Origin of the sequence: Sporosarcina sp. P25 (assembly GCF_002743235.1) — a bacterium.
GTDB classification, from domain to species: domain Bacteria; phylum Bacillota; class Bacilli; order Bacillales_A; family Planococcaceae; genus Sporosarcina; species Sporosarcina ureae_B.
In genome coordinates, this window is sequence record NZ_PDYV01000012.1 from 55,942 (window position 1) to 82,426 (window position 26,485).

Here is a 26,485-nt window from a genome sequence, read left to right on the forward strand (position 1 = left end):
TTCTATTATGCCTAAAATTTTAAAACCACAAAAAAGAATGCCCCTAAAAGTCATTGACTTCTGGGACATCCTTTTTTCAGTCTACTTAACGGGATTCGAAAATCTTTTGGATGACGTGATTATTGTTCGATTTTCCAAAGTTTTTATGAATACAGCTCTCGGGCTTTTCGCGTAAGATGGACGCGAAGCTTTTGGCCAATTCCGCTTCCCCCGCCACATGCACTTCTTTCCATCCACGCTTCTTTTTCATATTACCGACAACAGAGCCCATGTCTTTATAAAAACGATCCAGATTTTCTTTCAATCGCTGATCAAATCCGTCTGTATGTCCTCCTACTCCCCGCTGTATGGAAGACTTGATGTCTTTTTGTTCTTTCCAGACATCGAGACCCGAATCAAATTCATACACTGTTTCGTCATGGACTCTCCCCATTGCTGTATCCAAAATCCGGACATTACTGTAACTCGGGAGTATAATTCCCGCTTCTGGATATGCTTGTAACATATACCCCAATTCATTCGTCATCGCTTGGTTTTCCCAATGGAAACTCGTCTTGACTGCCACTTGAACATAATGAACAGACCAAATTTCAGGATCTGCTGCTGCAAAAATGATAGCACCTTTCGCCAAATCATTTTGCTTATCTTCAATTTCCTTCATCACACGGTCTTTCAATGAACGAAATGCAGTCAATTCTTTTTCATCTCCGGATGCGACAAGATATTCATCAAGCCTTTTCAAACCAGATTTCAAATGAATTCTCCATGCAGCTTGTTGTTGTTCAGGATCTGCAGGATTCGTGTTTAAGTATACTGATAGCACACATCGATCATCACAGTGAAATGCTTTCAACTTTTTCAATTCTTCGCTAATACTCATCCAATCATCCTCCTTATTCCCTCAACTGTAGTATGCCCGCTGAAATGAATATTACAAGGTAATTAGAGCTGTGAATTTTTTCAAGTAGAAAAGCAGTGCATCCTCACACGAGTAATACACTGCCTTTACTATTTAACTAGTTAAACTTTTTTCCTGTCTCCTGGATAATATCCATGCTACAACAATAATAATCGCAACCGATAAGAAAATTGTATATACACTACCTGTTATCCCTGCTACTACAAATCCAATGAATGCAGCAACAGCATTCAATAAAGCATAAGGGAATTGTGTTTTAACGTGATCGATGTGGTCTGCGCCAGCACCGGTTGAGGATAAGATGGTTGTGTCGGAAATCGGAGAACAGTGATCTCCAAAAATCCCTCCTGATAACACTGCTCCAATACAAACGAGCAGATGTGCATCTAATGCAACTGCCATTGGAATAGCAATCGGAAGCATGATGGCAAATGTACCCCATGAAGTACCAGATGCAATTGCCATGATGGCACCTACAACAAATAATATTGCAGGTATGATAAAGGCTGGAATATTTCCTTTCATCATTTCTACGATATAATTTGCCGTACCCATTTCACCAATGACTTGGCCAAGTGCCCATGCTAGCACAAGCGTTGTCGCGACATAGACCATTTTTTGCATGCCCGTTGTATAAATATCAACAGTTTCGCCAAACTTTTTGACTTTAAAAATCAGCATCAGCAATACAATTGTGATGGCGGCAAATAAATAGGCCGTACTAAGTGACACACGGAAATCTCCACCTGGTACCGGTTCGAACGGAAATCCGTAAGAAACAAGCAAACCGAATAAAGTAATAAATAGAACTAGTAGTGGTAGCCACACTAAGATTGCGCGGCTCCCAGTCGTATATTCATTGGTAACTTCCGGTTTACGCAAAGGCTTTGATTCAGCCCAATATAACTGACCTGTTTCACGTACGCGCTGCTCTGCTTTCGCCATCGGTCCAAAATCGAGTTTCGTTAAGGCTATCACCGGGACTAAAAGAACAGCTAATATGGCATAGAATTGAAATGGGATCACTGCAACAAGTGTACTGAATTCAGAATCAGTAATATTAAGCTTGTCGAATTCCGCACGAATTAATCCCATAATATAAACGCCCCACCCAATAAACGGAATTAAAACTGCTACCGGTGAAGAAGTAGAATCAATAATCCACGCAAGTTTTTCACGTGAAATCTTGGCTTTATCAAAAATCTTTTCAAAAACCGGCCCCACAATCAAAGGTGTTCCCAAGTCTGAAAAGAAGATAATAATCCCACCGAACCATGCGCCCAGTTGCGCTCTAGCCCGAGTAGTAAAAAACTTTGCTGAAGATGTGGCAAGTGCTGCACCGCCACCGGATTTTTCCATTAGCGCCACAAATCCTCCAATAAAAAATAGAAGAACTAATACAGCTGCATTATAACCGTCAGTTAATTGAGGAAATATATAATCTCCTATCGTAGAAGTAGTAGCGGTTAGCGGATTACCGCCAACGAGGAGAAGCACACCAATAAAGACACCTGAGAATAAAGCAATGATGACATTCTTCGAGATGATCGCTAAGACAACCGCGACGATCGGTGGTATAAGCGAAAGTATTCCCATATGGTCCATAAATATTTTCTCCTTAAATTATGTAGTAGCCTGCATACACATACAATTTACAGACTATTTCATTATAAATAATGGGGCCATAGATAGCAATGCTTTATCAAAAACGCCCAGTTTGGTGCTGTCTTTCTGAAGAGGAAAACAACAAAGTTATTTGCTATGCATCATGTAATTCATAAATAAAAGCGATTTGCTTACCTACTTGTCCTAGTTCATCTAGAACACCTAGTACTTCCTTAGTCTCCTTTTTCAGCTGCATCGTGGATCGCAATCAATGCTTGTTCGTTCTGCTCATTTAGTATGTCTAGTTGTTTAGATTGTTCATACTTATCGTTCCATCTCTTTTTAGTCATGATAATACTTTTCTGACTTCTTTTGATATCGTCAATTGTTGTATAAAATTTCGGATTTTGCTCAATCTAATCGGTAGGAGGTGGACGAACATGACGAATAAAAATAATAAAAAAACCATGAATGAACGGACACACAACCCGTTGAATACGTATGAAAATAAAAACAAAGAAGCGAGTAACAGTAATAATCAACATCCCGAGGGGCATTCAGCAGAAGAATTTTCTGCAGAGTTTGGATCTAGGCCGAAAAATAAGAAGAAGAAAAAATAAAAATAACTGCCGTGTTCTGTTATTCAGAATAACGGCAGTTGTTTTATTTTATACCCCTTCATTGATCCCGAAATAACGTCTTCCATACCAGTTCGCTACCTTATTGTATACAGAGGCAAGTACTTGCTGGAATAGCATACCGAAAACAATCGGCATGACGACTTTCGCTGGGAAGAACGTTGTCGCAATGACAACACCTGTTGCAATATTTCGCATGCCTCCCACAAATATGAATGTAGTAGCAATCACTGGATCTTTCCATAGTACATGCGCGATCCATAAAGCACTTGCATAGCCCGTTAACGCTATGAACAGTACTAGGGCAATAACGCCGGCAAGTTCAAAAGAAACCTTCTGAACATAAGGCGCTACCGCACTACCATTGATCGCTATAATCGCAAACAGACTTAGTTTAGAGAATGGAGCTAAACGAGGTCCCCATTTCTTCTGAATGCTTCCCTTTGATAGTTCATTTAACGTGATACCTAGTATGGTTGGTAGTACAATCATCCAAAGTAAATTAAGTATCAGTGACATCGTATCAATTGTTACACTTTCTCCTACGACGAAATATAGAATAGCTGGTAAAATGATGGGTGCTAGTAATGTATCAATTAATATAATAGATAAGCATAAAGGTAGATTACCTTTCGAGATCGTTACCCAAATCACACTCGTAACACCTGTTGGAATAGCTACCGCCAACACAAAGCCTACCGTTAATAAATGGTCATCAAAAAAGATTATGGATAAAAAGTAAGCCCACGCAGGCATTACTATATGCAGAAAGGTGATACTTGCGAGTACTACGGCGGGATACTTCCTTACCATACGCACTTCTTTGACATTCATACCTAGACTGCCTACGAACGTCATAAACGCAAACAACCAAGAGACGATAAATAATAACTGCTCCCCTACCTGATGAAACAATACACCGAACACTAAGCTAAGAGGCGTTAAGATGGCAATCCATCGTTGTAAAAAGATATTCAAACTACTAAACATATAATTCCCTTCTTTACTAGCCTGACGTCATCGTTGATATAGTCGTATTCTAGCATAGTAGATTATGTGAGAATCAATGTTTTAGCTAATAAATAGTATGGGTGCATAAAAAAACCGTAGCGCTGAATGGCTACGGTTATGTTTTCGTAAAATTATTTTGTGTATGAAAGAACGGCGTATTTACTAAAGTTCTTCATTGCATCAGTCGCTTCTGCTTTCTCAGCATACTCAAAAATCCGTACATTTGCTTGATCAAATAATGTAATTACCCACATGGTTTCCAGTCTCCTTTCAATTTGTATTGATGTTCTGTTTATGAAACTAAAGCTTAGTTTGTGTAAGAGAGTACTGCATATTTGCTAAAATTCTTCATTGCGTTTGTTGCTTCAGCCTTCTCAGTGTATTCAAAAATCCGTACGTTTGCTTGATCAAATAATGTAATTACCCACATGTTTGTCAGTCTCCTTTTAATTTGTATTCGTGTATCGATATAAAAACTAACGCTTAGTATGTGTATGTTAGGACTGCGTAATTGTTAAAGTTTTTCATTGCATTTGTTGCTTCAACCTTCTCAGCATATTCAAAGATCCTTACGTTTGCTTGGTCAAACAATGTGATAACCCACATATTGTGTAGTCTCCCTTTTGTTTGGCAGCATAGTTCCTTGAATGGAATCTGCTAACCAATTTCTTTTGATACTCTTATCATACTCTGTTCTACAACAAAAGAAACCGATATGTGAAGCTTTTCACAAATCATTCAAAGTCAAAACGCTTACATATGGCAAAGTTGTGTCTGCAAACGTTTTCTTAGTACTCACGTATAAATTATGCATATTATTAAAGTAATACTTAATTTTTTTATCAACACAAAATTATTTCTTTCGACAGGAGTTGCGAACTTATATCTGCAATTATACATATTTCAATTCAATTAAAATGTAAAAAAACCGTAGCTACGTTCGCTACGGTTAAAGTGTTAACTGCTTATTTAGTGTACGAAAGGACGGCATATTTGCTGAAGTTCTTCATTGCGTTCATTGCATCAACCTTCTCAGCATATTCAAAGATTCGTACATTCGCTTGATCAAATAAAGTTATTACCCACACGTTGTTCAGCCTCCCTATTACTTTTTTATCATTCAGTATTGTTGGCTATGTGTATGTTTAGTGATTTTATTTTGTATAGGATAAAACAGCGTACTCATTGAACATCTCCATGGCAGTTGTAGCTTCTGCTTTCTCTGCATATTCAAAGATCCGTACTTTTTCTGTTTCGAACAATGTGATAACCCACATGTTGTTCAGTCTCCTTTTTGGTTGTATTTTGATTCTTTAAAAGAGAATTCATGACCAACTTCTCTTGTTACCTTTAGTATACTATCCTTAGTAAACGATTTGGGTACATTGTGAAGACTTTCACAATTCATTCAAACATGAACCGCTTACATATGACCACTTTGTGAATTCTAACCACCATAGGTTTAGCTGTATACTCTCTTTTCTCTATGACTTTCAATTAAACACAGCACAGTATGTAAGACATAAACTATGATGAAAACATAAAGAAATGAATGAGCGTGATCAATCCATCTGTTTCTAATTTCATATTAGTGTGTGGAGATCAGCCAGTATATGTATGTCCTTGTTTTCACTTGTTTCCTCTACAACCAATGAATCAAGCCGAATATTCATCTGTACTATCACACCGTAGTCGAACAGATCATGGTCCTATGCTTTTCACGATTGATATCGAAGAAGCAACAAAACGCAACCAAACGTTTCGCACCGTATTATGGACAGGTGACCATTTGCAGCTCACACTTATAAGTATTGCACCGGGAGAGGATATTGGTTTGGAAATGCACCCACATATCGATCAATTTATTTGGATTGAGGAAGGGCAGGGTATGGTTCAGATAGGACGTAGAAAAGATCAAGTAGATTTCGAGCGACACGTTCAAGATCATAATATTATTATTATTCCAGCTGGTGCTTGGCATAATTTACTAAACGCAAGTACTATTCCTATCAAATTGTATTCTATTTATGCACCGCCAAATCATCCGCACGGTACAATTCATGAAACGAAGGCTATCGCAGAAGAAATGGAGTCCTCACATACCGCTGACAATAAATATCTCTAGTTTATGAAATGCACTGTTGCTATGATGGAAAAGTAAAAAGACAAGGCAGCCATTTGCACGGTGCCTTGTCTTTTTCGTTTCTATTCGATTCATCCTTCTCTATAAGAATACAAATTCATCGAATGTTGTAAGCTGATCAGCTGAATTTCAATTTACTGTTTTGTCTCTTTCACCTAAGCGAATAGGCATTTTATGTTCATAGTAGAAGAATTTTTATAAAAAAAGCAACGCTAAGCTAACCACGATAGAAATTGAGAACGCAATTTTACTTAAAAACACAAGCTCTTCACTTCTAAACTTCATAACAACTGCCAATACAGCTACAATCCCCATTACGATGGCCAGAGTCCTTTGAATTGTAAAGTTTGTAGGAAAAGATGTAAACGCTAGGTAGGATAAAAGCAGGCCAAATAACATATTGATTATGATTATACTGTTATTGGTTTTACTTTTATATAATACGACTTGCATTCCTATTGCTAGGATTATTAAAACTATATACATGATCTCCAATATGCCTAATGCCATTTGAGTACCCTCCTTCCCATTCTTAACTAATTCAGTTATTGTAACATGAAGTCGATATTTACGATATTTCTTCAATCGTTTTTTTATTATTTATTCAAATACAGCATCGCACATTTTGAATTTCACATAACAGTACGATAGCATAAACGGTCAAAAATCCTCTCAACAACCTGTCAGAGAGGATTTTAAACAAACACCTATATTCTACCAAAGTCACTACCTCGTTGCCGCCAAGTTATTTCAACTCTATCAAAGCGACTGTCTCCACATGACTACTATGAGGAAACATATCTACCGGCTGAACTTCCTTCGTGCGATAGCCCCCATCCTCAAGAATGCGTAAATCTCGCGCCAATGTTCCTGGATTACAAGACACATACACAATCTTTTTTGGTTTATAAGTTAAAATGGTTTCTAACAATTTTTCATCGCACCCTTTACGTGGCGGATCGACGACTAATACATCAAACTGCTTACCTTGCGCGTACCACTTTGGAATAATCTCTTCTGCTGGGCCTGCTTCAAAATGTGTATTGGTAATACCATTTAGTTCCGCATTACGCTTTGCATCTTCTATCGCCTGTGGTACTATTTCAACTCCGTATACTTCCTTCGCTTGCTTTGCCAAGAACAATGAAATCGTTCCTATTCCACAATACGCATCCACTACTGTTTCATTTCCAGTTAGGTTCGCGTAATCAAGTGCCTGTTGATACAACACTTCCGTTTGAACGGGATTTATTTGATAGAAAGAACGTGCTGAAATTTCGAATTCAGTCTCTCCAATCCGATCAATGATGACATCCGTACCATATAGATGGACCATTTCATTGCCCATGATGACATTCGTATTCGCTGTATTCACATTTTGCATAATGGACGTCACATTCGGTAATTGTTGCTGAATTAATTGGACTACTGCGTCTTTTTGCGGGAATTTTTTATGTCGCGTCACGAGTACAACCATCACTTGACCCGTCTGACGTGCTTTTCTAATGATTACATGACGCAGCATACCTTTGTGTGTATGTTCGTCATACGTCTCGATACCAAGCTGTTGAAGTTTATACTTAAGCATCGTCATCAGTTCGTCTGCTTCTTTCGTTTGGATCAGACAAACATCTGTATCGACTATGTGATGTGTACGGGCTTTATAGAAGCCAGCAATTATGCGATCGTTCTCCGTATCAAATGGTATTTGTGATTTATTGCGGTAACGCCACGGATCATCCATTCCTTTTACTTCATGCACGGGCACGTCTGGAAGTTTAGCGATCCGGTCCATTACATCGCGTACCGATTTGCGTTTCTGAATCAACTGGCTCTCGTAGGACAAATGTTGCAATTGGCAGCCACCACATGTCGGGAATACATGGCAAGGTGGTTTTACACGAGATGGGGATGGTTCCACGATATTTACTAACTTCGCGAAACCATATTTCTTCAATGTCTTCAATACATGTACATCGACTGTTTCTCCAGGCAACGTTCCTGGAATAAATAATGGATAGCCTTCTACTTTCGCAACGCCTGCCCCATCATGTGTCAGATCTTCTATTGTCACTCGTATTTTTTCATTTTTATTTACTGCAAAGCTCATGATTTTTCCTCCATCTTTCAGATACTTCTAGTGTAACACGGGGAGGCAAACAAAAAAACAGACGTAATCACACGTCTGTTTCTTTACTGTTTTTATACTCATTTCTTGTCACTGCATCGTCTTTCAAGACAACAAAGAACGATAAAACGATACCCGCGATGATGACTAGAAAAGGCGCATAGAAAATCAAAAATTCATTCATCTTATTGCCTCCTTATGCATGGTGATTTTCTTTTCCTTTTACATAATCTTTATTGAACAAGAACATACGTAATAGTAAATAAAGCGATGGAATTAGCAATAATAATCCACATATGAATGCAATGATTAAAGCAATCGCCATTGCTTGGTTCGTAAAGCTATCGTAAATCGTCAAGTACGGGTAGAGCAAGTATGGATAATGCGATGCGCCATAGCCAAAGAAAGCAAACATGAATTGTCCTATTAATAATCCGACTGCCACACCATAATGACGCTGTTTCCAAATTAGGAAAACCGTACCTAGAAACAGGATAAACGATATCAGAAACATAGGCCAAAACGTTTGAATACTCTCGTAATGTAGCGGATTGTGCTTACGCAATTCAAATATAATCCCGCCAGCTGCGATGATCGTCGGCAATGCCCAGATAAGCGCGTATTTCCTTAAAAGTTGCGTTGCCTCCCGATCCCCGGCTTTATTCGCATACCACGTCAAAAATGCGGATGAGATATAAAGTGTTGCCGCTATGCTGAGCACTACAATCGACCATGTTAGTGGGCTAGTGAACAACTTCCAGTAATCTAAAACCGGCTGTCCATTCACTAACTCAATAAATCCACCTTCAGAAATCGTCAATACGATTGACAGTGATGCCGGAAGTAATAAACCCGTCGAACCGTAAGCAAAAGAATATCCTTTGTGACCACGGGCTCCATACGTTTCAAATGCATAGTAGGAACCACGGACTGCCAGAAGAATAATGGCAAAACTAACCGGGACTAGCAATGTGGTGCCATAATAAAAGGCGGTTTTTGGGAAGAATCCAATAATTCCCACGAAGAAAAATACTAGAAAGACATTCGTTACTTCCCAGACTGGTGATAAATAGCGCTGAATGACATTAGTCAATATTCGCTGTCTGCCCGTAAATAAACTGTATGCGTTGAAAAATCCAGCTCCAAAATCAATCGCACCAATTATAATGTAACCGAACAAAAACACCCACAATACCGTAATCCCTAGAATTTCGATATTCATCGGATGTCACCGCCTTTCTCCTGCTGCCGATCTAAGATTTCTTGTTCTACCGGATTCCGGATGAACATTCTCCTTAATACAACCACACTACCGATACCGAGAACCAAGTAGAGAAGCGCAAAGAGTACAAGCATAGTCGGTACTTGCCCACTAGTTGTTGCACCTTCAGCAGTACGCATAATATTACGTAATATCCACGGCTGACGTCCCACTTCCGCTAACCACCAACCCGCTTCGAGTGAAATGAAAACGAGTGGTCCTCCTATAACAATTAGCCAACGGAATAAGCGAGACTCGACAAATGACCATTTTCGCCACATACCAATCCAGTATATAGCCGACAATGCCATTAACAGCATTCCAATCGTTACCATAATATCAAAGAGATAATGGATGTATAGTGGAGGTATATCTTCTTCGGGAAATTGATCTAACCCGATGACTTCAGCACTTGGTGAACCGTGAGCCAAGATAGAAAGCGCATATGGTATTTTAATGGCGTATTTAACTTCCCCGTCGTCCAGCACACCATACAGTATTAACGGGGCGTTTTCTTCCGTCTCAAAATGCCATTCAGCAGCCGCCAACTTTTCAGGTTGATACTCGGCCAAATATTTACCTGACAAATCCCCAATCAGCGCTGCACTCACACTAAAAATGAATCCCACTTTCAAAGTAAGATATAGAGCTTTTTTATGATAGACGTGATTCGAACCACGCAACAAACGGAATGCTGCAATAGCAGCCAATAAAAAGGCAGATGTCATATAAGCTGTCCCGACCACATGCGCGACTTTTGTGGGCATGGCAGGGTTGAACATTGCTACAAGAGGATTGACGTTAATTAATTCACCATTCACTAAGTTAAAGCCTTGTGGTGCATTCATGAAGGCATTTACAATGGTTATGAATACTGCAGAGAATGAAGCTCCAAGCGCGACTGGAATAAGGAGTAGAAAATGTTTCTTTTGATTTTCAAAACGATCCCATGTATATAGGTAAATGCCGAGGAAAATTGCTTCGAAAAAGAAAGCGAACGTCTCCATGAATAATGGTAAAGCAATCACATTTCCCGCAAGCTCCATAAAGTTCGGCCATAATAAGGAAAGTTGCAAACCTATTGCTGTCCCTGTCACTACCCCTACGGCTACGGTGATGACAAAACCACGTGCCCAACGTCTAGCCAGTAAGATATAATGCTCATCATTTTTCTTGATACCCACCCATTGGGCTAGCATGATCATGAGTGGGACACCGACGCCAATGGTTGCATAGATAATATGAAACGATAAAGTTAGTTCTGTCAATATTCTAGAATAAAAAACTGAATCCACACAGGCCACCTCCTTTTTTCACGAGAATAATCTTCCAACAATTGATAGTAACATAATACCAGCAACAATAAATGCTAACCACATCAGACGCTTTTCCTGTCTTTTATACACACAATCACTCCTAAGCACAGTTCTACTTTAGTGTTTCCCTTAAAACACATTTCAATAACCTTTTTAAAGCGATTTGTTGAAATTTAGACGTATTTCCACATTCACAGCCCATCTAATTATTGTATACTAATCGATTAACCCATTTTACTTGTATTTTGTTAGTATTTACAGTATAATTGGTTAACTAATGAGAGGTGAAAGTAAATGAAAAGAGTTAAAAGAAAAGTTATCGCGTATATTACAAAAGGGGAAGGCAGACATCGTAAATTGCTCGTATATGAGCAAAAGGATCAGCCTGAAGCAGGTTTACAAGTTCCTGGTGGTACTATCGAACGCAACGAACTATTATTGGATGCGTTATATCGAGAAATCGAAGAAGAATCCGGTATCGTGCGTGATGAACTTATACTAGAAGGTAAAGTTAAAGCTTCAAAATATTTCCCGGAAGATAAGAATGTAATTTACGAACGTACAATTTTCCATTTTTCCTATATAGGAGAAAACAAGCACGAATGGGAACATATCGTAGAAGGCGAAGGAAAAGACGCAGGTCAATTATTCAGCTATCGTTGGATGCCGTTGAAAGAAGTGCCAAAGTTAGCTGCTAAACAAGGAGAAGCGATTGAATACATCTGATATCGACCTGATACGATGCGCATTGCATCGGGCTCACCCAATTAATTTTTCACAATAAAAGACTATTCCATCCGAACGTTAGAAATTCGACTGGAATAGTCTTTTTACTTTTTATTTGATTTGGTTCACTTGATCCTGCGGACGTAATTTGTGTAACGGTACGAACATTTCGACATGTTGATATAAATTTTGGAAAGTAGCCGGCAACACGCCGCCGTATTCTCCATCCAAGTTCAATAACACTTCGTCTTTGGAAGTCACCACAATTTTTTCTGCCTTCGCTGAAACAACTAAAGGATCATCCAAATGTTCTCCACGAGAAGCTAATGTGACCACACGAATAAATTCTGCAATATTGCATTTCTTTAAAATAAGCAATGTGAAATATCCATCGTTAATACTGGAGTTAGGTGCTAATTTCTCAAATCCGCCAACCGAGTTAGTCAAGCCAATCAAAAACATCATAGCTTCTTCATCAAATACATTTCCATCGTACTCTATACGAAGATGACTGGAATGTATAGAAGGCAACATTTCAATTCCTTTTAAGTAATAAGCCAACTGACCAATTACTGTTTTTAAACGGCTTGGAACTTCATATGTCAATTCCGTCATGCGGCCGCCACCGGCTATATTAATAAAGTAGCGATCATTCATTAACCCTACATCGACCGGTATCGAATCTCCTTGGCAAATAATATCTACAGCATCATCGATTTCTCTCGGAATACGCAACGCTCTTGCGAAATCATTCGTTGTTCCCATAGGAATCAAACCGATTTTTGGACGTTTATCAAAATGTCCGACACCTTCAACTACTTCATTGAGCGTACCATCGCCACCTGCAGCAATAATAACATCGAATCCTCTGCGAACCGCGTCTCTCGCTGCCGCTGTTGCATCACCCTCGCAAGTTGTAGCGTGAGCGGATGTTTCATAGCCCGCATTCTCCAATTTTTCGAGGACTTCTGCTAAATGTTTACGGAAGACTTCTCTTCCTGCAGTAGGATTATAAATAATGCGTGCACGTTTCATACACTTTCCCCTCGATCCTTTCGCGTCTGAAACAAATCAGACCTTTGCCATTTTCAAATGGTTTCTTGCACATTGTTACTGAGACAATTGTAGAACTGGAAGCCATGTCGACCGAATATCACTATAAACAGCAAGCCAATTTTCAGGTTTAGCTGTAAATTCAGCCATCAACTGAGTATAAAACATTTTTTGTTTCTCTTCAAAATCAGAAGCGGCTTTAGCTGGTAGTTTCGCACGACCATCCATCACATACTTTTGAAGAACTGATGCCCGTGGCCCCCATTTTCCAACTACCTCACCCGCTGCGTTTAATAGTAAATACATAGGAATCGAACGTCCACCATTCGTTAAATATCGATCAATCAGCTCTGGATTTTCATCCCTCAACACAGCGCGAACGTCTATATTGGCAGCTTCCGTAACTTTTCGAAGGATTGGATTATTCAGCATTGCATCGCCACACCAGTCTTCTGTAATAACTAATATATGGGGTTGCTTTTCTTTCAGCAATTCAATAAATTCATCATCCTGTGGTACTTCAAATGCATGATAGATCAAAAAACTGTTTTCCTTATGTGTTGCCATTTTGTCCATATACGTTTGAAGTGATACAGCATCTTCAAAATATTGTTGTTCTGTTTTCAATACAATCCCCCCTGTTTCACTGTGTATATTAACGAGGAAAAACGTCCAGGTTCAGACTATTTCGGCTTCTCCTGGAACGTTTTCATTTGATTGATAGATTAGCGCTTCTTGATCTCTTCCATCAATAATTTATTAACAAGCGGTGGATTTGCTTGGCCTTTTGTTGCTTTCATAACTTGTCCAACTAAGAACCCAACTGCGCGATCCTTACCATTTTTAAAGTCTTCTATTGATTGTTCGTTATTGTCCAGGATTTCGGTAATAATTGTACGCAATGTACCTTCGTCGGAAATTTGAACAAGTCCTTTTTCTTTGACGATATCAGCAGGATTCCCACCTTTTTTCACGAGATCAGTAAATACTTTTTTCGCGATTTTAGAAGAAATTGTACCATCTGTAATCAGTTTTACAAGTTGCGCCAAGTTTTCAGGCGTCAATGAAGTATCATGCAGTTCTTTTGATTCTGCATTTAGATATGCCGATACATCGCCCATCAACCAGTTAGAAGCCAATTTAGGATCCGCTCCAGCTTTTACTGTGGCATCAAAGAAATCAGACATTTCTTTTGTTAAAGTCAGTACGTGTGCGTCATATTCCGGAAGATCCAGTTCAGACACATAACGTGCTTTACGGGCATCTGGTAATTCAGGGATTTCCTTACGGACACGATCAATCCATTCTTGTTCGATATGAACTTCAGGTAAGTCAGGATCGTTAATAAAGCGATAATCATTGGCGCTGCCTTTGATCCGCATCAATACTGTGTCGCCAGTTGCTTCGTCATAACGACGAGTTTCTTGTTGAATGGTACCGCCAGACAAAAGGATTTTCTCCTGACGAGCTACTTCATTTGCAATTCCACGGCGAATAAAGTTAAACGAGTTCAAGTTTTTCAACTCTGTCTTCGTTCCAAACTTTTCTTGACCGAATGGACGTAATGAAATATTGGCATCACAACGAAGTGAGCCTTCTTCCATACGTACGTCAGATACTCCCGTATATTGAATGATTGCTTTCAGCTTTTCTAGAAATGCATATGCTTCCTCTGGAGAACGCACGTCTGCTTCTGTAACGATTTCGATTAACGGTGTTCCTTGACGGTTTAAGTCCACTAATGAATGGCCATTTTCTGTATGGGTCAGCTTCCCTGCATCTTCTTCTAAATGTACACGTTCAATGCGGATTTTTTTCTTCTTGCCGTCTACTTCAATTTCAATCCAACCGTTTGCTCCTACAGGACGCTTGTCTTGAGAGATTTGGTATGCTTTTGGATTATCAGGATAGAAGTAGTGTTTACGGTCAAAGTTCATAATCGGCGCAACGTCACAGTTCAATGCCATAGATGCCTTCATTCCAAATTCAACAGCTTTTTTATTTAACGTAGGTAAAACACCAGGATATGCGATGTCTGTTACGTGAATATTTTTATTCGGCTCTGCACCAAAATGAGCGGGCGCCGGAGACATGATTTTAGTATCTGTTTTAAGCTCTACGTGGATTTCTAATCCAACTATTGTTTCGAAGTTCATGATTATTTCCCCTCCCGAATCGATGGAGTACGTTTGTGGAAGTCAGTTGCTTGTTCATAAGCATGAGCCACTTTATATACTGTTTCTTCGTCAAAGTGCTTACCCATGATTTGCATTCCAACCGGTAGTTCATTAACGAAACCACATGGTATGGATAGTGCTGGACGACCTGTAAGGTTAGCTGGTACCGCCAAAACATCATTTGCATAATGAACTAGCTGATCTCCGCCTGTTTCACCCAGTTTAAATGCTGTTGTAGCAGCAGTTGGTCCAATGACTACATCATACTTTTCAAATACAGAATCAAAGTCTTGTGCAATCAATGTACGAGTCTTTTGTGCGCGTACATATAGATCTTCATGATGATCCGCACTCATTGCATACGTACCGAAAATAATACGTTTTTTCACTTCATCGCCAAACCCTTCTTGACGTGTACGGAAATATGCTTGTTCTAGATTTTCAGCGTTTTCTGTGTGATAGCCATAACGCAATCCGTCAAAACGTGAAAGGTTGGATTGTGCTTCGGATGAAGAAATTACATAATACGTAGTTGGCGCATATTGAATATGTGGCAATTCTACTTCTTCACAAACGGCTCCAAGTGATTCCAATACAGTAATTGCTTCTCTTACTGCTGTAACGATTTCTGCATCGACACCCTCCCCTAAGTAAGGTTTCGGAACTGCCACTTTTAGACCTTTAATATCGCCTGTAAGTGCTGCCGTGAAATCAGGAACCGCTTTTGCAGAAGATGAACTATCATTGTCGTCTTCTCCCGCGATTACGCTAAGCAATAGTGCGTTATCCTCCACAGTTCGTGACAATGTACCGATTTGATCAAGTGATGAAGCAAATGCTGTCAAACCAAAACGTGAAATACGACCGTATGTAGGTTTCATTCCAACAATTCCACAGAATGCAGCTGGTTGACGAACTGAACCACCAGTATCTGAACCAAGGGACAGTGGAACTTCTCCCGCTGCAACAGCTGCTGCTGAACCGCCTGAAGAACCGCCTGGCACATAGTCTGTGTTCCAAGGATTCAATGTATTACCGAAATAAGATGTTTCAGTAGTAGAACCCATTGCAAACTCGTCCATATTGAGTTTTCCAATATTGATTGCGCCAGCGGCTTCCAATTTATCTATAGCTGTAGCATTGTAAACAGGTACGAAGTCTTCCAACATTTTACTTGCACATGTTGTCTTCATATCTTTTGTTACAATATTGTCCTTAATACCGATTGGAACACCGAAAAGACGGCCACGTGTATTAGCAGCTTCTTGATCAAGCTGTTCTGCACGCTTTGTAGCCTCTTCTTTTGCGACGTGAATAAACGCGTGAATTTCCTCTTCGTGCTGTTCAATCGTTTGTAATGTTGCTTCTGTTACTTCTTTAGCAGTAACTTCCCCTTTTTGTAAAAGTGCTTGAAGTTCTGTTGCTGTTTTACTAGTTAACGTCATCACTTTTCCTCCTACTATCATTGTGCCATGAATGGTATTTTATACCGAAATTCGCTTACAGAATATCTGGAACCCTAATAAGTCCATCTTCCTGATCTTCTGCACTGGCCAGCATTACTTCACGGTCCAAGATATCTTTTGGCACATCTTCACGCAAGACGTTGATCATAGCAACTGGGTGCGTCATAGGTTTTACACCTGTAACGTCCACTTCTCTTAAATTACTTACACTTTCAATCAAATCTGCTATCTTTGCAGAGAAATTTTCTTTGTCTTCCTCGGAGAGGCCAATACGGACGAAATCCGCAAAATACTTGACGTCTTCTTTCGAAAATGTTGTCATACATCGTTCCTCCTCATTTTGCAATCGTACAATTAATCATACCATTTAATCAGTTTATTGGAAAGTTCATGTTACTACCTAAAATCTGTTAATATCCGTAGACGTGTACAAACGGTTCATCTCGCTCATTATCATTCACAATCAGCACTTCGGGACCATTAACTGATGTGACACTTACTTCGATCGGAACATCTTTAAAATGCGTTTTAACCAATGAAGTCAAGTATTGTGAAAATCCGATCAGCTCTGTCTTGCCGAAGAACTGTATAGGTATCTCCACACGTAAAGAATGGAGTTTCTGGTCTTTATAAAAAGCTGTACCAATGACATTTACAAAGCTTGGGAAGTAATCATCAATGTCTTGTTTAAAGTTCTTGAATGTCGTATTCAAGTCACGATAATTCCCCGTTGATGAAGATGCGGGGAGTAATACATACTGCTCGTCTACTTCTTTCCAACCAGTAAATTCTTTTTTACCTTTTGCAGCTAAAGAAGTGGCAAAATATGTGCCTGGTACAATATCGTTGCGACTTTCTTGCTTAAACAATCCAACCGCAATTGGAATATCCGCAAGCTCCGGTTTACTGCGCAACCTACTTAAAATAATATCCGCCATCTTCTTGCCTTTTTCTTCGATTGTTTTATCATCAATTCGGCGTTCACTGCCTTCACGTGGATAATACACCGAATTCATCGCCAGTCCAATAGAAATGCCAGCCAATTTCACTTTTTTATCGTCAGTCATCTGTAAATAGTTTTGCTCGACGATATGCGCAAGATAAATCGGTGCCTCATCTGCAATTTGAGCTGGCGACATATCATCAGTTATTGCAGGATTGAGACCTGCTTCGAAATTTGATTTTCTAGAAATCCATTGCTTTGCAGTATCGCGGTCTATATATTGACCTTCCTGGAAGAAATAATCTTTTGGATCGAAATATAACGAAGACAGGCGCAATAAGCCTTCCTCTGTTTCCTGCATATCGTACTTCGTATGGAGATTATTGACGACCAACCCCCGGCTCGCGCTTTTTTTAAATGGAACAGGTGTCCGGTAGTACTCTTTTTTAATTTGAGCATCAGGAATGAGCACCATTTCCTGCTCACTTTTTTCTGTTTCTTGCACTGCTTTTTCCTGATCATCGCTTGGCGCTGGTACACATCCTGTCAGCAATACTGCCGACAGAATGCCCGTTATAAACTTAGTCGTTCTTTTCATTCATATCCACTCCAAGGGCTTCAAGCATAGCTTGTCCGTCCCAAATTTCAATCCCTAATTCTTTTGCTTTCGTCAATTTGGATCCCGCATCTTCGCCCGCAATGACCAGATCCGTTTTCTTACTGACACTGCCACTGACAGTCCCGCCAAGCGATTCAATCTGTTCTTTAGCTTCCCCACGTGTCAATTCTGTGAGTTTTCCTGTCAATACGATCGTTTTTCCAGCGAAAGGTCCAGTAGTTGGCAACTCTTCTCGTGTGGCACCTTTATAAACGGTATTTACACCATAAGAACGCAACTTATTCATCACTTCCTGAACTTCTTCCGTACTAAAGTACGTTGTCACAGAATCAGCGACAATCGCACCGATTTCAAAAACATTTACAAGTTCTTCTTCTGTTGCTTGTTCTAACGCATCGAGGGTACGATACTCTTCCGCCAAGATTCTTGCAACTTTTTCACCGACATGGCGGATACCCAGTCCAAATAATAATTTCTCTAAAGAATTCTCTTTGGACTGTTCAATAGCCGTCAAAATATTCGTTGCGGATTTCTCGCCAATCCGTTCCAAGCTCAATAATGACTCTTTCGTTAAGGTATATAAATCGGATACATCTTGTACCAAATGAGCAGTATACAATTGTTCAATAAGCTTTTCGCCCACACCATCTATATTCATTGCTCTTCTTGAAACGAAATGGATTAACGCTTCTTTCATCTGCGCAGGACATTTAGGGTTCACACAACGCAGTGCCACTTCCCCTTCAATCCTAACGAGTTCTGAATCGCAAACAGGACAGTTGTCGGGCATATGGAACGGTTCTTCCTCACCCGTTCGCTGTTCTTTCAATGACATGACGATTTCAGGAATGATGTCGCCTGCCTTTCTCAACACAACGTGATCACCAATACGAATATCTTTCTCACGGATCAAGTCTTCGTTATGCAAAGATGCACGTCCCACTGTCGTACCTGCTACAAGAACAGGCTTCAGAATCCCTGTCGGTGTAACTACACCTGTGCGACCTACGCTTAACTCGATATCTAGCAATTGGGTATGCACTTCTTCTGCAGGGAATTTATAGGCAATAGCCCATTTAGGACTCTTTGCTGTATAGCCCAATTGCTCCTGCGATTCGAAGTTATCGACTTTTATTACAATACCATCAATTTCATAATCCAGGTTTAGTCTATTTTCTGACCAGTAGGCTACGTATTCCAATACTTCTTCAATGGTCGTACAACGCTTACGTTCCTTATTCGTCGTCAAACCTAGTTCATCCACTTTATTGAGCGCTTCCGTGTGACTATCCAAGCCATACATTTCCGCATCGCCGCCTACCGCATAAATGAATGTAGCTAAATTTCTGCTCTCCGCCACTTTTGAATCCAATTGACGGAGTGAACCCGCAGCTGCATTTCGCGGATTGGCAAAAGGAACTTCACCTGCTTCATCACGGAATTCATTCAATTTAACAAATGACTTCTTCGGCATATACGCTTCACCGCGCACTTCAATCGTCAAAGGTTCATTCAATTTATGTGGTATGGATTGAATAGTTTTTAAGTTGGCCGTGATATCTTCTCCAACTGAACCATCCCCACGAGTAGCGCCTTGTACAAGACGACCTTCTTCATATTGCAATGAAACGGCAAGACCATCAATTTTCAGTTCACATACATAAACAGCGTTACCCGTCGCTTCTTTTACACGTCTGTCGAAATCCTTTACGTCTTCTTCATTAAAGGCATTCGCTAAACTTAGCATCGGATAACGATGAACGACTTTATTAAACACCTCAAGCGGTGCTCCGCCAACCCGTTGTGTCGGTGAATCAGGATAGATCAAGTCAGGATGTTCTTTTTCAATCGCCAACAATTCCTTCATTTTCTCATCGTATTCTGAATCGGGAACGATAGGGGCATCCAAGTCATAATATGCACGCCCATATTCATGCAAGGTTTTATTGAGCTCCTCTACCCGCTTCTCTAGTTCTAGAACATCATCCATCTATTTTCCACACTCCTTAAAGGGGCTTTATTCTTTTTCAATCGGTGCGAATTTAGCTAATAGTCGCTTAATCCCAACTGGATTAGGGAAGGCAATGTCTAGCTCCATATCCTCCGCTTCACCTTTAACACTCACAACCGTTCCAGTTCCCCATATTTTATGGGACGCCTTGTCTCCAGGTTTCCACTGCATTTTCTCTCCGCCACTTTCATTATAGGCTGGGCGCTTGACTGCTGGACGTTTAGCTCTTGTTTTAGGTGCTTGGGCGAAAGGTACACTCATGCCATTTCCATCAGCCAACAGCTCAGTCAGTTCTTCCGAGATTTCATTGAGGAAACGTGATGGTTGATTGAAGTTTGACTTACCGAACAACATCCGATGACCTGCACTTGTCAGGTAAAGGCGCTGTTCCGCGCGTGTGATTGCTACATACGCGAGTCTTCGTTCTTCTTCCATTTCTTCCGGATCTGCAAGTGCTCGAATATGCGGGAATATGTTTTCTTCCATGCCGAGAACAAAGACTACAGGGAATTCCAATCCTTTTGCTGCGTGCATCGTCATTAAGACGATTTTTTCCGTGGAAGTGTTCTCTTCTTTATCCAATGTATCGATATCTGCTACTAAAGCAAGGTCAGTCAAGAATGCAACGAGTGAAGGTTCCTCCTCTTCTTCTGCTGCACGTTTCTCAAACGCTTCTGTAACCGATAAGAACTCTTCAATATTTTCTAGACGGCTTTCTGCTTCGATGGATTTTTCTTTTTCCAACATCTCACGATAGCCCGACTTATCAATGACTTCTTTCACTAGTTCGGTGACTGATAAATACTCTTGCATTTGAGTGAATCCATTGATCAGTTCATGGAATTTTACTGCTTCTGTTAATGCTCGTTTAGGTAAACCCATGAAATCCACTTCCTGCAATGAATCAAACATGGAGCGATCGTTTTGTAATGCAAAAGTTGCCATACGTTCAAATGAAGTTGCACCAATGCTTCGTTTCGGTTCATTAATGATTCTCGCTAAAGCTAAGTCATCATCATTATTCGCAATGAGACGTAAATAGGCGAGTAAATCTTTTATCTCTTTACGATCATAGAACTTTGTACCGCCTACAATTGTATAATCAAGATTTGACTTCAATAAATATTCCTCAATTAGACGAGATTGCGCGTTAGTTCGATAGAGAATCGCAAATTGATCCAATGTTAATCCTAGCTTTTCTTTTAACTCAATGATTTGTTGTACAACAAATTGTGATTCATCTTTTTCATCGCGTGCTTTATAGATCGAGATTAACTCGCCCTCAGGGTTATCTGTGCGCAATTTCTTATCATAGCGACTTTTGTTATTGTCGATCACATCATTTGCTGCTTGCAAAATTCTCTGGGTGGAACGGTAGTTTTGTTCCAAAAGAATGACATTCGCTTCTTTATAATCTTTTTCGAAAGAGAGAATATTACCGATATCTGCACCACGCCAGCGATAGATTGACTGATCGGAGTCACCTACTACGCAGACATTACGGAATTTTGATGCCAGCATTTTGACGAGACGATACTGCGCGTTGTTTGTATCTTGGTACTCATCCACATGAATATACTGAAATTTATTTTGATAATACTCGAGCACTTCAGGAACTCGTTCAAATAAGACCGTAGTCATCATAATTAAGTCATCAAAATCCATTGATTGATTCTGACGCAATTTTTTAGTATAACGATCGTAAATATCTGCTACTGTACGTTCATGGGGGTTTTGAGGATTTGAATTTTTACGGAATTCCATCGCATCAATGCATTCATTTTTTGCATTGCCAATAATTCCGAGCATCGCACGCGGATCATTCTGCTTCGGGTCGAGATTCAGTTCTTTCAAAACTCGTTTCATTGCAGTCATTTGATCCGCACTGTCAAGAATCGTAAAATTTTTAGATAAACCGATTCGATCTACGAACCTACGTAGAATTCGAACACACATCGAGTGGAAAGTTGAAACCCACATACGTTCTCCTGAACCCGGACCAAGTAATCCATCAATTCGCTCACGCATTTCACGTGCCGCCTTATTTGTAAATGTAATAGCTAATATATTGGAAGGATACACTTGTTTTTCCACAACCAAATATGCAATTCGGTGCGTCAACACACGAGTTTTTCCAGAACCAGCACCCGCCATAATGAGCAAAGGCCCTTCTGTCGTTTTGACTGCACGCGCTTGTTCAGGATTCATACCTTTTAGTAAATCATCTGATAGTTTATTCATATTAGTACCGCCTTTAAGGAACATTTGTTCTTACTATATACTACTCACACAGGTAAGGGAACAGATTTCACAGCTTCGACTGTTTTAAGAGCCATTTGTAGATCATCGTATACAACATTTCCTACTACTACTGTATCTGCAATGGCTGCCATTTCTTTTGCTTGTTCCGTTGAACGAATTCCGCCACCATAAAAGAGACGAGTGTTTGTAAGTAATTCCTTCGCTGATCGAACAATTTGCGGATCACCGTATTGTCCACTGTATTCTAAATAAAAAATCGGCAAGGAAAATAAGTGTTCAGCCATACGTGCATATGCTTGTACATCTTCTTCATCCGGAACATGGTCTACCCCTGTCACCTTCGCAGCTGTACAATCAGGATTTAAAATACAGTAACCTTCTGTCACCAGTTCATCGAAGTTCATCATATGACCATATTCTCGAAGTGCTTCATGATGCAAACCGTTCAGCCATTTTGAATCCGTTGTATTTAAGACCGTTGGAATAAAGTAATAATCGAATCCCGGCGTGACCGATTCTACAGTAGATACTTCCAAGGCAAGTGGCACGGAAAAACGCCGGAAACGCGCAAGTAAATCAAGTACGTTTTCCAATGTGATGCCGTCAGATCCACCAATGATGACTCCATCCGTTCCAGACTCTGCTACCGCTTCTATTTGTTCATCTGAGATGAATTTGGCTGGATCAATTTTAAATGCATGCCGCCATGTTTTATAGTTCATATTTTCTTTCCACCTTCTTTTGTCAAATTCGCTTTATATAACTTTTAAAAAACCGGTGGGGTTTTATCCCTGGCCGGTTGTGTTAGTTATTTTTTGTTTGATTGTTTTGGAGTTCAGGATAGAGTCGATCCAACATGAGGTTGTAACCACCAGACCCGTAGTCTACGCAACGGCGTATGCGGGAGATCGTAGCTGTACTTGCACCTGTTTCTTGTTGGATATTATCGTACGTTTTTTTAAGTCGCAGTTTATGTGCTACGTCCAGTCTTTGTGCAAGTGATTGGACTTCGCTCATCGTGCAAAGATCATCGAAAAACATGTAACATTCCTCTACATCCTTTAGTTCTAGGATTGCCTGAAACAACTGATCTATTTGTTTTCCGCGGATTTTATCTATTTGCATGGTCTCATCCTCTCTTTATGTCGATCTTACGGGGTATAAGTGACGGAAGTGAAAGGACCTGATAATGATGGAACAATGTGGATCCAGGTTTTCCCTGCTGTTAATTTAACAGGCATATCTTGATCCATTGGAGTTAAAAACCCATCTTTATTTTGCCATTCAATCGATTTAGCGATCCCTTCATGAAACAGCATGGCAGGCCCACCAGATTCTAGATCTATTGCAAGTCGGCCTTGTTGATCAACTGTTTGATGATCCATTTCCATCACGATAATATTCGCTAATTCTATACGTCGTTCATTTAACTTATCCACTGTTTCAATGCCGTTAACAGATCGATAATACCGATTTGCTTGTTGATTATATTGATACGTACTAATAAAATTCGGGTCTGAACTATACGATACTTGTACCGCTGATGCCATATCCCCTATTTTATCACTTTCATCGGGGTTTAGGAAAGAAAAGGATGGTCGTGCAGTGATCTTTTCGGAAGCATTTGTGACACTAAAAGCTTCTTCAATATGTTCCTTTGAAATATAAGAGTTATGTGGAGCACGGCGATCTGCTGAACGTTCGAATAAAGTCCCGTCATAATTTATGCCATTTATATGGTCGACTACCCGACCATCAAGTAATTTCTTTGCATCCGGACTATAACCGTGAGCGACATAAAATGCATCCATACCTGCAGCTAATTGTACAAAATAATCACGTGCGCTTCGAATAGGACCTAACTGATCCGGTACTTTACTTTGAAAAAGCGCAGCGTAGCGCGTAATTTGACCTTCAGCTAAGAATTCGTATATCTGATCCGCATCTGAAAGTCCCGACTGTGGACGAGCAGCAGGTATATTGCTAATTGTCGCTAAGATAGGACGTTGATCGATGGAATCCGTTATCAATTCACCTGTAAACAATGACACATCATTCGGTTTTTCTTGTTCTGCTGGTTCAGACTGATCTTTTGATGAACAACCTCCGAGACATACTACGCTAACTGCGGCTATCATGAGTAACTTTCGCCCATTCCATATCAATATACGTTCCTACCTTTCTATATTAGGAATTAATAGTTCATTTTTCATCACTTGCAATACACCAACCGGCGTGATTCTGATATACGGTAAATGAACAGATTGAAGGAATAATAATGTATATATGGCATCTCCGTGCGCATAGCCACGTTCTCTTAATGCCTTTCTTATGGCTAGCTCTTGTTCGATGATCACTTCCATCGGTTGAACAGACAATCCGCCTGCTGCCTCTAATGGCAATGTTTCAATAATTCCACCGTTTTCAGCAAGTGCCATGCCTCCGCCTATATTCTTGATTTCATTAAACGCTCTCTTCATCTCTTGCCAATCCTGTCCTATCAATAATACATCTCCAGTATTTGAATAGGAAGATGCAAAACCTTGCAGATTATCTCCAAACCCTTTCAACATCGTATTGACTCGCCATTTTCCGTTCTTATCCAGTAATATCAAATAGCACTCATCGCCAGTAGCAATAGTGGGACTACTGAGATCCAGATCACTTTCGTATACTTTTGTAATAACATCATTGACCATCTGAATCCCAATTGAAGAAGGGAATGTGAAGTCTTCATCTGTCAGTTCATAAGGCAATTCAAATGCCGGCAGTGCTTTCCAATCGACTGCTTTGAAAGCATCAGACGACATACTATCCCGGAGAACCCACTTCCCTTTCGATAACACGTCAGTTGGCACAGGGTTATGTTCATTCTCTAAAAAGTTTAATGTCGCAAAACGGCCTGTCGCAATTACACTATGCAAGTCCGTAATATCGTAGTACCTCGCCACGTTATATGATGCCATTTGATACGCATCAATCGGCGATACTCCCGCGTCAAGTGCTATCTGGATGCATTGGTCCATTACGCCTTCACGGTAGAACGAAGGTGTGGAACCATCAGTCGTCATCATTAAATGATCAAAAACATCCAACTCCTTCTCTACAATACCTCTCAATATATTTGGCAAGTCAGGACGGATCGAGGAATAACGTAATGTGACAGCATATCCTTGCTGCAAGCGTCTTTCCACTTCCTCTGCAGTCATCGCTTCATGATCGCCGTCCGCTCCAAGTAATTTCATGCGAGCTAGTGTACGTTCCGATGCACCGGGAAAATGTCCTTCAATCTTTTTCCCCAGTCGTTTAGATTCTAATAAAGACTGCGTCATATTTTGATCACCCTGTAATAATTTAGGCCAGCCTGTCAGTTCTCCCGTCATCAATACATCAGGACGCTCCATCCAATTCGCAATATCTACAGGATTGAAAAGCTCTTTTTCATTTTGCAATACGGTTTGCGAGTCAACACGTGCCCACCAATAAAATGAAAACGGCAGTTCATTCAGTTGATCAATGAATGTAAATGCTGTTTGCTGGTCCAGCATCGAGAACAAGATGAGATTGTCAGATATAAACGTTGTTGTGCCTCGACGAGATGCATAATCCGCAAATGTTTCTGGATTATATAATTGGAAGGGATGAACATGCGGCTCGATATATCCAGGGACTATTTTCTTGCCGGAAGCGTCAACACATTCTGTTCCTTCAAGCATAGCTGGCATACGTTCCCCTACATAGACGATTCGGTCACCTTGAATCCAAATGTTCCCTTGCATCCATTTCTTGAATATAGAATGTAAGTACGTAGCATTTTTAATTACGATATCAGGCGCTTTCTGTCCATTAATAATCGCTAGTTGCGATTGGATTTCTTTCACACTCCACATGCAGATCACCGTTCCTTTAAAGTAGTTTTACTGTTTGTTACTGTTGCTTTATAGTACCATAGCAATGCAATCTAGAATAGATGTGCTGCGCAAAGGTTGTCCACAAGCTATTTTTGTTTAATCCACAATATAATGGATACTTACACACACTACTAACAAATTACCCACACCTTTTCCACTAATAAACCACGGATTATTAAAGATGTTGTGGATAACATATTTTTTAATCGAATGAAAGAGTATGTAGCATCTACTATAAGGTCGTAGACTCCAAACATCTTCCTACAGTATTAAAAAAAGACTGTCTTAGAAGTCAT

At 40.1% G+C, this 26,485-nt stretch carries 27 protein-coding genes; 3 read left to right on the forward strand and 24 right to left on the reverse strand.

Annotated features, from left to right (window positions below; genetic code table 11):
* Positions 1-85 precede the first annotated feature (85 nt).
* Together CSV70_RS11380 and CSV70_RS11385 are read right to left on the reverse strand one after the other, a co-directional pair.
* Positions 86-880, reverse strand: a complete 795-nt coding sequence (locus tag CSV70_RS11380) for a VLRF1 family aeRF1-type release factor (protein ID WP_099629042.1) — start codon at positions 878-880, stop codon at positions 86-88.
* Positions 881-1,012: 132 nt separating this feature from the next.
* Positions 1,013-2,524 carry a Na+/H+ antiporter NhaC family protein gene (locus CSV70_RS11385; protein WP_099627663.1) on the reverse strand — a complete coding sequence of 504 codons (1,512 nt, stop codon included), beginning with the start codon at positions 2,522-2,524 and terminating at the stop codon, positions 1,013-1,015.
* Between the two features lie 440 nt (positions 2,525-2,964).
* On the opposite strand from CSV70_RS11385, the gene CSV70_RS11390 reads away from it, so the two are divergent.
* Positions 2,965-3,144, forward strand: coding sequence for a hypothetical protein (locus tag CSV70_RS11390; protein WP_099627664.1), 180 nt, complete (start codon positions 2,965-2,967; stop codon positions 3,142-3,144).
* Between the two features lie 48 nt (positions 3,145-3,192).
* Here the strand turns inward: CSV70_RS11390 and CSV70_RS11395 are convergent, their stop codons facing one another.
* The 5 genes from CSV70_RS11395 to CSV70_RS16785 form a co-directional block, all read right to left on the reverse strand.
* Positions 3,193-4,152, reverse strand: coding sequence for a bile acid:sodium symporter family protein (locus CSV70_RS11395; protein WP_099661124.1), 960 nt, complete (start codon positions 4,150-4,152; stop codon positions 3,193-3,195).
* Between the two features lie 152 nt (positions 4,153-4,304).
* On the reverse strand, positions 4,305-4,427 hold the full coding sequence (locus CSV70_RS16770) for a hypothetical protein (RefSeq protein ID WP_255397466.1): 123 nt from the start codon (positions 4,425-4,427) through the stop codon (positions 4,305-4,307).
* A 53-nt stretch (positions 4,428-4,480) separates the two neighbouring features.
* Positions 4,481-4,603 (reverse strand): hypothetical protein, encoded by a 123-nt coding sequence (locus CSV70_RS16775; RefSeq protein WP_255397467.1) that lies wholly within the window; start codon positions 4,601-4,603, stop codon positions 4,481-4,483.
* 535 nt (positions 4,604-5,138) lie between these two features.
* Positions 5,139-5,261, reverse strand: coding sequence for a hypothetical protein (locus CSV70_RS16780; RefSeq protein ID WP_255397322.1), 123 nt, complete (start codon positions 5,259-5,261; stop codon positions 5,139-5,141).
* Positions 5,262-5,327: 66 nt separating this feature from the next.
* Positions 5,328-5,450 (reverse strand): hypothetical protein, encoded by a 123-nt coding sequence (locus CSV70_RS16785; RefSeq protein ID WP_255397468.1) that lies wholly within the window; start codon positions 5,448-5,450, stop codon positions 5,328-5,330.
* 434 nt (positions 5,451-5,884) lie between these two features.
* On the opposite strand from CSV70_RS16785, the gene CSV70_RS11400 reads away from it, so the two are divergent.
* Positions 5,885-6,298 carry a cupin domain-containing protein gene (locus CSV70_RS11400; protein ID WP_369822357.1) on the forward strand — a complete coding sequence of 138 codons (414 nt, stop codon included), beginning with the start codon at positions 5,885-5,887 and terminating at the stop codon, positions 6,296-6,298.
* Between the two features lie 213 nt (positions 6,299-6,511).
* Here the strand turns inward: CSV70_RS11400 and CSV70_RS11405 are convergent, their stop codons facing one another.
* The 5 genes from CSV70_RS11405 to CSV70_RS11420 form a co-directional block, all read right to left on the reverse strand.
* A complete protein-coding gene (locus CSV70_RS11405) occupies positions 6,512-6,826 on the reverse strand; it encodes a hypothetical protein (protein WP_085131726.1) in 315 nt (104 codons plus the stop codon).
* Between the two features lie 235 nt (positions 6,827-7,061).
* Complete coding sequence (gene rlmD / locus CSV70_RS11410) at positions 7,062-8,426, reverse strand: 23S rRNA (uracil(1939)-C(5))-methyltransferase RlmD (protein ID WP_099629045.1); 1,365 nt, start codon at positions 8,424-8,426, stop codon at positions 7,062-7,064.
* Between the two features lie 67 nt (positions 8,427-8,493).
* Positions 8,494-8,628: a cytochrome bd oxidase small subunit CydS family protein gene (gene cydS / locus CSV70_RS16790; protein ID WP_255397469.1), complete on the reverse strand. Its 135-nt coding sequence runs from the start codon at positions 8,626-8,628 to the stop codon at positions 8,494-8,496.
* A gap of 12 nt (positions 8,629-8,640) precedes the next feature.
* A complete protein-coding gene (locus CSV70_RS11415; RefSeq protein ID WP_085131728.1) occupies positions 8,641-9,666 on the reverse strand; it encodes a cytochrome d ubiquinol oxidase subunit II in 1,026 nt (341 codons plus the stop codon).
* Positions 9,663-11,000: a cytochrome ubiquinol oxidase subunit I gene (locus CSV70_RS11420; RefSeq protein ID WP_369802590.1), complete on the reverse strand. Its 1,338-nt coding sequence runs from the start codon at positions 10,998-11,000 to the stop codon at positions 9,663-9,665. Before CSV70_RS11420 ends, CSV70_RS11415 begins: the two co-directional genes overlap by 4 nt.
* A 315-nt stretch (positions 11,001-11,315) precedes the next feature.
* Between CSV70_RS11420 and CSV70_RS11425 the strand changes: the two genes are divergently transcribed.
* Positions 11,316-11,747 carry an NUDIX hydrolase gene (locus tag CSV70_RS11425; RefSeq protein ID WP_085131730.1) on the forward strand — a complete coding sequence of 144 codons (432 nt, stop codon included), beginning with the start codon at positions 11,316-11,318 and terminating at the stop codon, positions 11,745-11,747.
* Between the two features lie 111 nt (positions 11,748-11,858).
* Here the strand turns inward: CSV70_RS11425 and CSV70_RS11430 are convergent, their stop codons facing one another.
* The 12 genes from CSV70_RS11430 to CSV70_RS11485 form a co-directional block, all read right to left on the reverse strand.
* A complete protein-coding gene (locus CSV70_RS11430) occupies positions 11,859-12,782 on the reverse strand; it encodes a diacylglycerol kinase (protein WP_085131731.1) in 924 nt (307 codons plus the stop codon).
* A gap of 75 nt (positions 12,783-12,857) precedes the next feature.
* Positions 12,858-13,427, reverse strand: coding sequence for a thioredoxin family protein (locus CSV70_RS11435; protein ID WP_099627668.1), 570 nt, complete (start codon positions 13,425-13,427; stop codon positions 12,858-12,860).
* A 98-nt stretch (positions 13,428-13,525) separates the two neighbouring features.
* Positions 13,526-14,956 carry an Asp-tRNA(Asn)/Glu-tRNA(Gln) amidotransferase subunit GatB gene (gene gatB, locus CSV70_RS11440; RefSeq protein ID WP_085131733.1) on the reverse strand — a complete coding sequence of 477 codons (1,431 nt, stop codon included), beginning with the start codon at positions 14,954-14,956 and terminating at the stop codon, positions 13,526-13,528.
* A gap of 2 nt (positions 14,957-14,958) precedes the next feature.
* On the reverse strand, positions 14,959-16,422 hold the full coding sequence (gene gatA, locus CSV70_RS11445) for an Asp-tRNA(Asn)/Glu-tRNA(Gln) amidotransferase subunit GatA (protein WP_099629046.1): 1,464 nt from the start codon (positions 16,420-16,422) through the stop codon (positions 14,959-14,961).
* 55 nt (positions 16,423-16,477) lie between these two features.
* A complete protein-coding gene (gene gatC, locus CSV70_RS11450; protein ID WP_099629047.1) occupies positions 16,478-16,765 on the reverse strand; it encodes an Asp-tRNA(Asn)/Glu-tRNA(Gln) amidotransferase subunit GatC in 288 nt (95 codons plus the stop codon).
* Positions 16,766-16,853: 88 nt separating this feature from the next.
* Positions 16,854-17,984 (reverse strand): CamS family sex pheromone protein, encoded by a 1,131-nt coding sequence (locus CSV70_RS11455; protein WP_085131736.1) that lies wholly within the window; start codon positions 17,982-17,984, stop codon positions 16,854-16,856.
* Positions 17,968-19,995, reverse strand: coding sequence for an NAD-dependent DNA ligase LigA (gene ligA / locus CSV70_RS11460; RefSeq protein WP_099629048.1), 2,028 nt, complete (start codon positions 19,993-19,995; stop codon positions 17,968-17,970). Before ligA ends, CSV70_RS11455 begins: the two co-directional genes overlap by 17 nt.
* Positions 19,996-20,022: 27 nt before the next feature.
* Positions 20,023-22,257 (reverse strand): DNA helicase PcrA, encoded by a 2,235-nt coding sequence (pcrA, locus tag CSV70_RS11465; protein ID WP_099629049.1) that lies wholly within the window; start codon positions 22,255-22,257, stop codon positions 20,023-20,025.
* 44 nt (positions 22,258-22,301) lie between these two features.
* The gene (pcrB, locus tag CSV70_RS11470) at positions 22,302-23,000 is read right to left on the reverse strand and encodes a heptaprenylglyceryl phosphate synthase (protein ID WP_085131739.1); all 699 of its coding nucleotides are present in this window, start codon (positions 22,998-23,000) and stop codon (positions 22,302-22,304) included.
* A gap of 82 nt (positions 23,001-23,082) precedes the next feature.
* Positions 23,083-23,403 carry a YerC/YecD family TrpR-related protein gene (locus CSV70_RS11475; protein WP_085131740.1) on the reverse strand — a complete coding sequence of 107 codons (321 nt, stop codon included), beginning with the start codon at positions 23,401-23,403 and terminating at the stop codon, positions 23,083-23,085.
* Between the two features lie 26 nt (positions 23,404-23,429).
* Positions 23,430-24,443 (reverse strand): DUF3048 domain-containing protein, encoded by a 1,014-nt coding sequence (locus CSV70_RS11480; protein ID WP_099627672.1) that lies wholly within the window; start codon positions 24,441-24,443, stop codon positions 23,430-23,432.
* Positions 24,444-24,452: 9 nt separating this feature from the next.
* Positions 24,453-26,168 carry an adenine deaminase C-terminal domain-containing protein gene (locus CSV70_RS11485; RefSeq protein WP_099627673.1) on the reverse strand — a complete coding sequence of 572 codons (1,716 nt, stop codon included), beginning with the start codon at positions 26,166-26,168 and terminating at the stop codon, positions 24,453-24,455.
* Positions 26,169-26,485 lie beyond the last annotated feature (317 nt).

What these genes read in the sequence shown, in the direction of transcription:
- gatA (WP_099629046.1), bottom strand. Translation starts at nt 16,422, where the DNA reads ATGACGTTAACTAGTAAAACAGCAACAGAACTTCAAGCACTTTTACAA.
- pcrB (WP_085131739.1), bottom strand. Translation starts at nt 23,000, where the DNA reads ATGAACTATAAAACATGGCGGCATGCATTTAAAATTGATCCAGCCAAA.
- CSV70_RS11405 (WP_085131726.1), bottom strand. Translation starts at nt 6,826, where the DNA reads ATGGCATTAGGCATATTGGAGATCATGTATATAGTTTTAATAATCCTA.
- CSV70_RS16775 (WP_255397467.1), bottom strand. Translation starts at nt 4,603, where the DNA reads ATGTGGGTAATTACATTATTTGATCAAGCAAACGTACGGATTTTTGAA.
- rlmD (WP_099629045.1), bottom strand. Translation starts at nt 8,426, where the DNA reads ATGAGCTTTGCAGTAAATAAAAATGAAAAAATACGAGTGACAATAGAA.
- CSV70_RS11425 (WP_085131730.1), top strand. Translation starts at nt 11,316, where the DNA reads ATGAAAAGAGTTAAAAGAAAAGTTATCGCGTATATTACAAAAGGGGAA.
- CSV70_RS11430 (WP_085131731.1), bottom strand. Translation starts at nt 12,782, where the DNA reads ATGAAACGTGCACGCATTATTTATAATCCTACTGCAGGAAGAGAAGTC.
- gatC (WP_099629047.1), bottom strand. Translation starts at nt 16,765, where the DNA reads ATGACAACATTTTCGAAAGAAGACGTCAAGTATTTTGCGGATTTCGTC.
- CSV70_RS11485 (WP_099627673.1), bottom strand. Translation starts at nt 26,168, where the DNA reads ATGTGGAGTGTGAAAGAAATCCAATCGCAACTAGCGATTATTAATGGA.
- CSV70_RS11400 (WP_369822357.1), top strand. Translation starts at nt 5,885, where the DNA reads ATGCTTTTCACGATTGATATCGAAGAAGCAACAAAACGCAACCAAACG.
- CSV70_RS11380 (WP_099629042.1), bottom strand. Translation starts at nt 880, where the DNA reads ATGAGTATTAGCGAAGAATTGAAAAAGTTGAAAGCATTTCACTGTGAT.
- CSV70_RS16785 (WP_255397468.1), bottom strand. Translation starts at nt 5,450, where the DNA reads ATGTGGGTTATCACATTGTTCGAAACAGAAAAAGTACGGATCTTTGAA.
- CSV70_RS16770 (WP_255397466.1), bottom strand. Translation starts at nt 4,427, where the DNA reads ATGTGGGTAATTACATTATTTGATCAAGCAAATGTACGGATTTTTGAG.
- pcrA (WP_099629049.1), bottom strand. Translation starts at nt 22,257, where the DNA reads ATGAATAAACTATCAGATGATTTACTAAAAGGTATGAATCCTGAACAA.
- gatB (WP_085131733.1), bottom strand. Translation starts at nt 14,956, where the DNA reads ATGAACTTCGAAACAATAGTTGGATTAGAAATCCACGTAGAGCTTAAA.
- CSV70_RS11395 (WP_099661124.1), bottom strand. Translation starts at nt 4,152, where the DNA reads ATGTTTAGTAGTTTGAATATCTTTTTACAACGATGGATTGCCATCTTA.
- CSV70_RS11415 (WP_085131728.1), bottom strand. Translation starts at nt 9,666, where the DNA reads ATGAATATCGAAATTCTAGGGATTACGGTATTGTGGGTGTTTTTGTTC.
- cydS (WP_255397469.1), bottom strand. Translation starts at nt 8,628, where the DNA reads ATGAATGAATTTTTGATTTTCTATGCGCCTTTTCTAGTCATCATCGCG.
- CSV70_RS11390 (WP_099627664.1), top strand. Translation starts at nt 2,965, where the DNA reads ATGACGAATAAAAATAATAAAAAAACCATGAATGAACGGACACACAAC.
- CSV70_RS11455 (WP_085131736.1), bottom strand. Translation starts at nt 17,984, where the DNA reads ATGAAAAGAACGACTAAGTTTATAACGGGCATTCTGTCGGCAGTATTG.
- CSV70_RS11385 (WP_099627663.1), bottom strand. Translation starts at nt 2,524, where the DNA reads ATGGACCATATGGGAATACTTTCGCTTATACCACCGATCGTCGCGGTT.
- ligA (WP_099629048.1), bottom strand. Translation starts at nt 19,995, where the DNA reads ATGGATGATGTTCTAGAACTAGAGAAGCGGGTAGAGGAGCTCAATAAA.
- CSV70_RS11475 (WP_085131740.1), bottom strand. Translation starts at nt 23,403, where the DNA reads ATGCAAATAGATAAAATCCGCGGAAAACAAATAGATCAGTTGTTTCAG.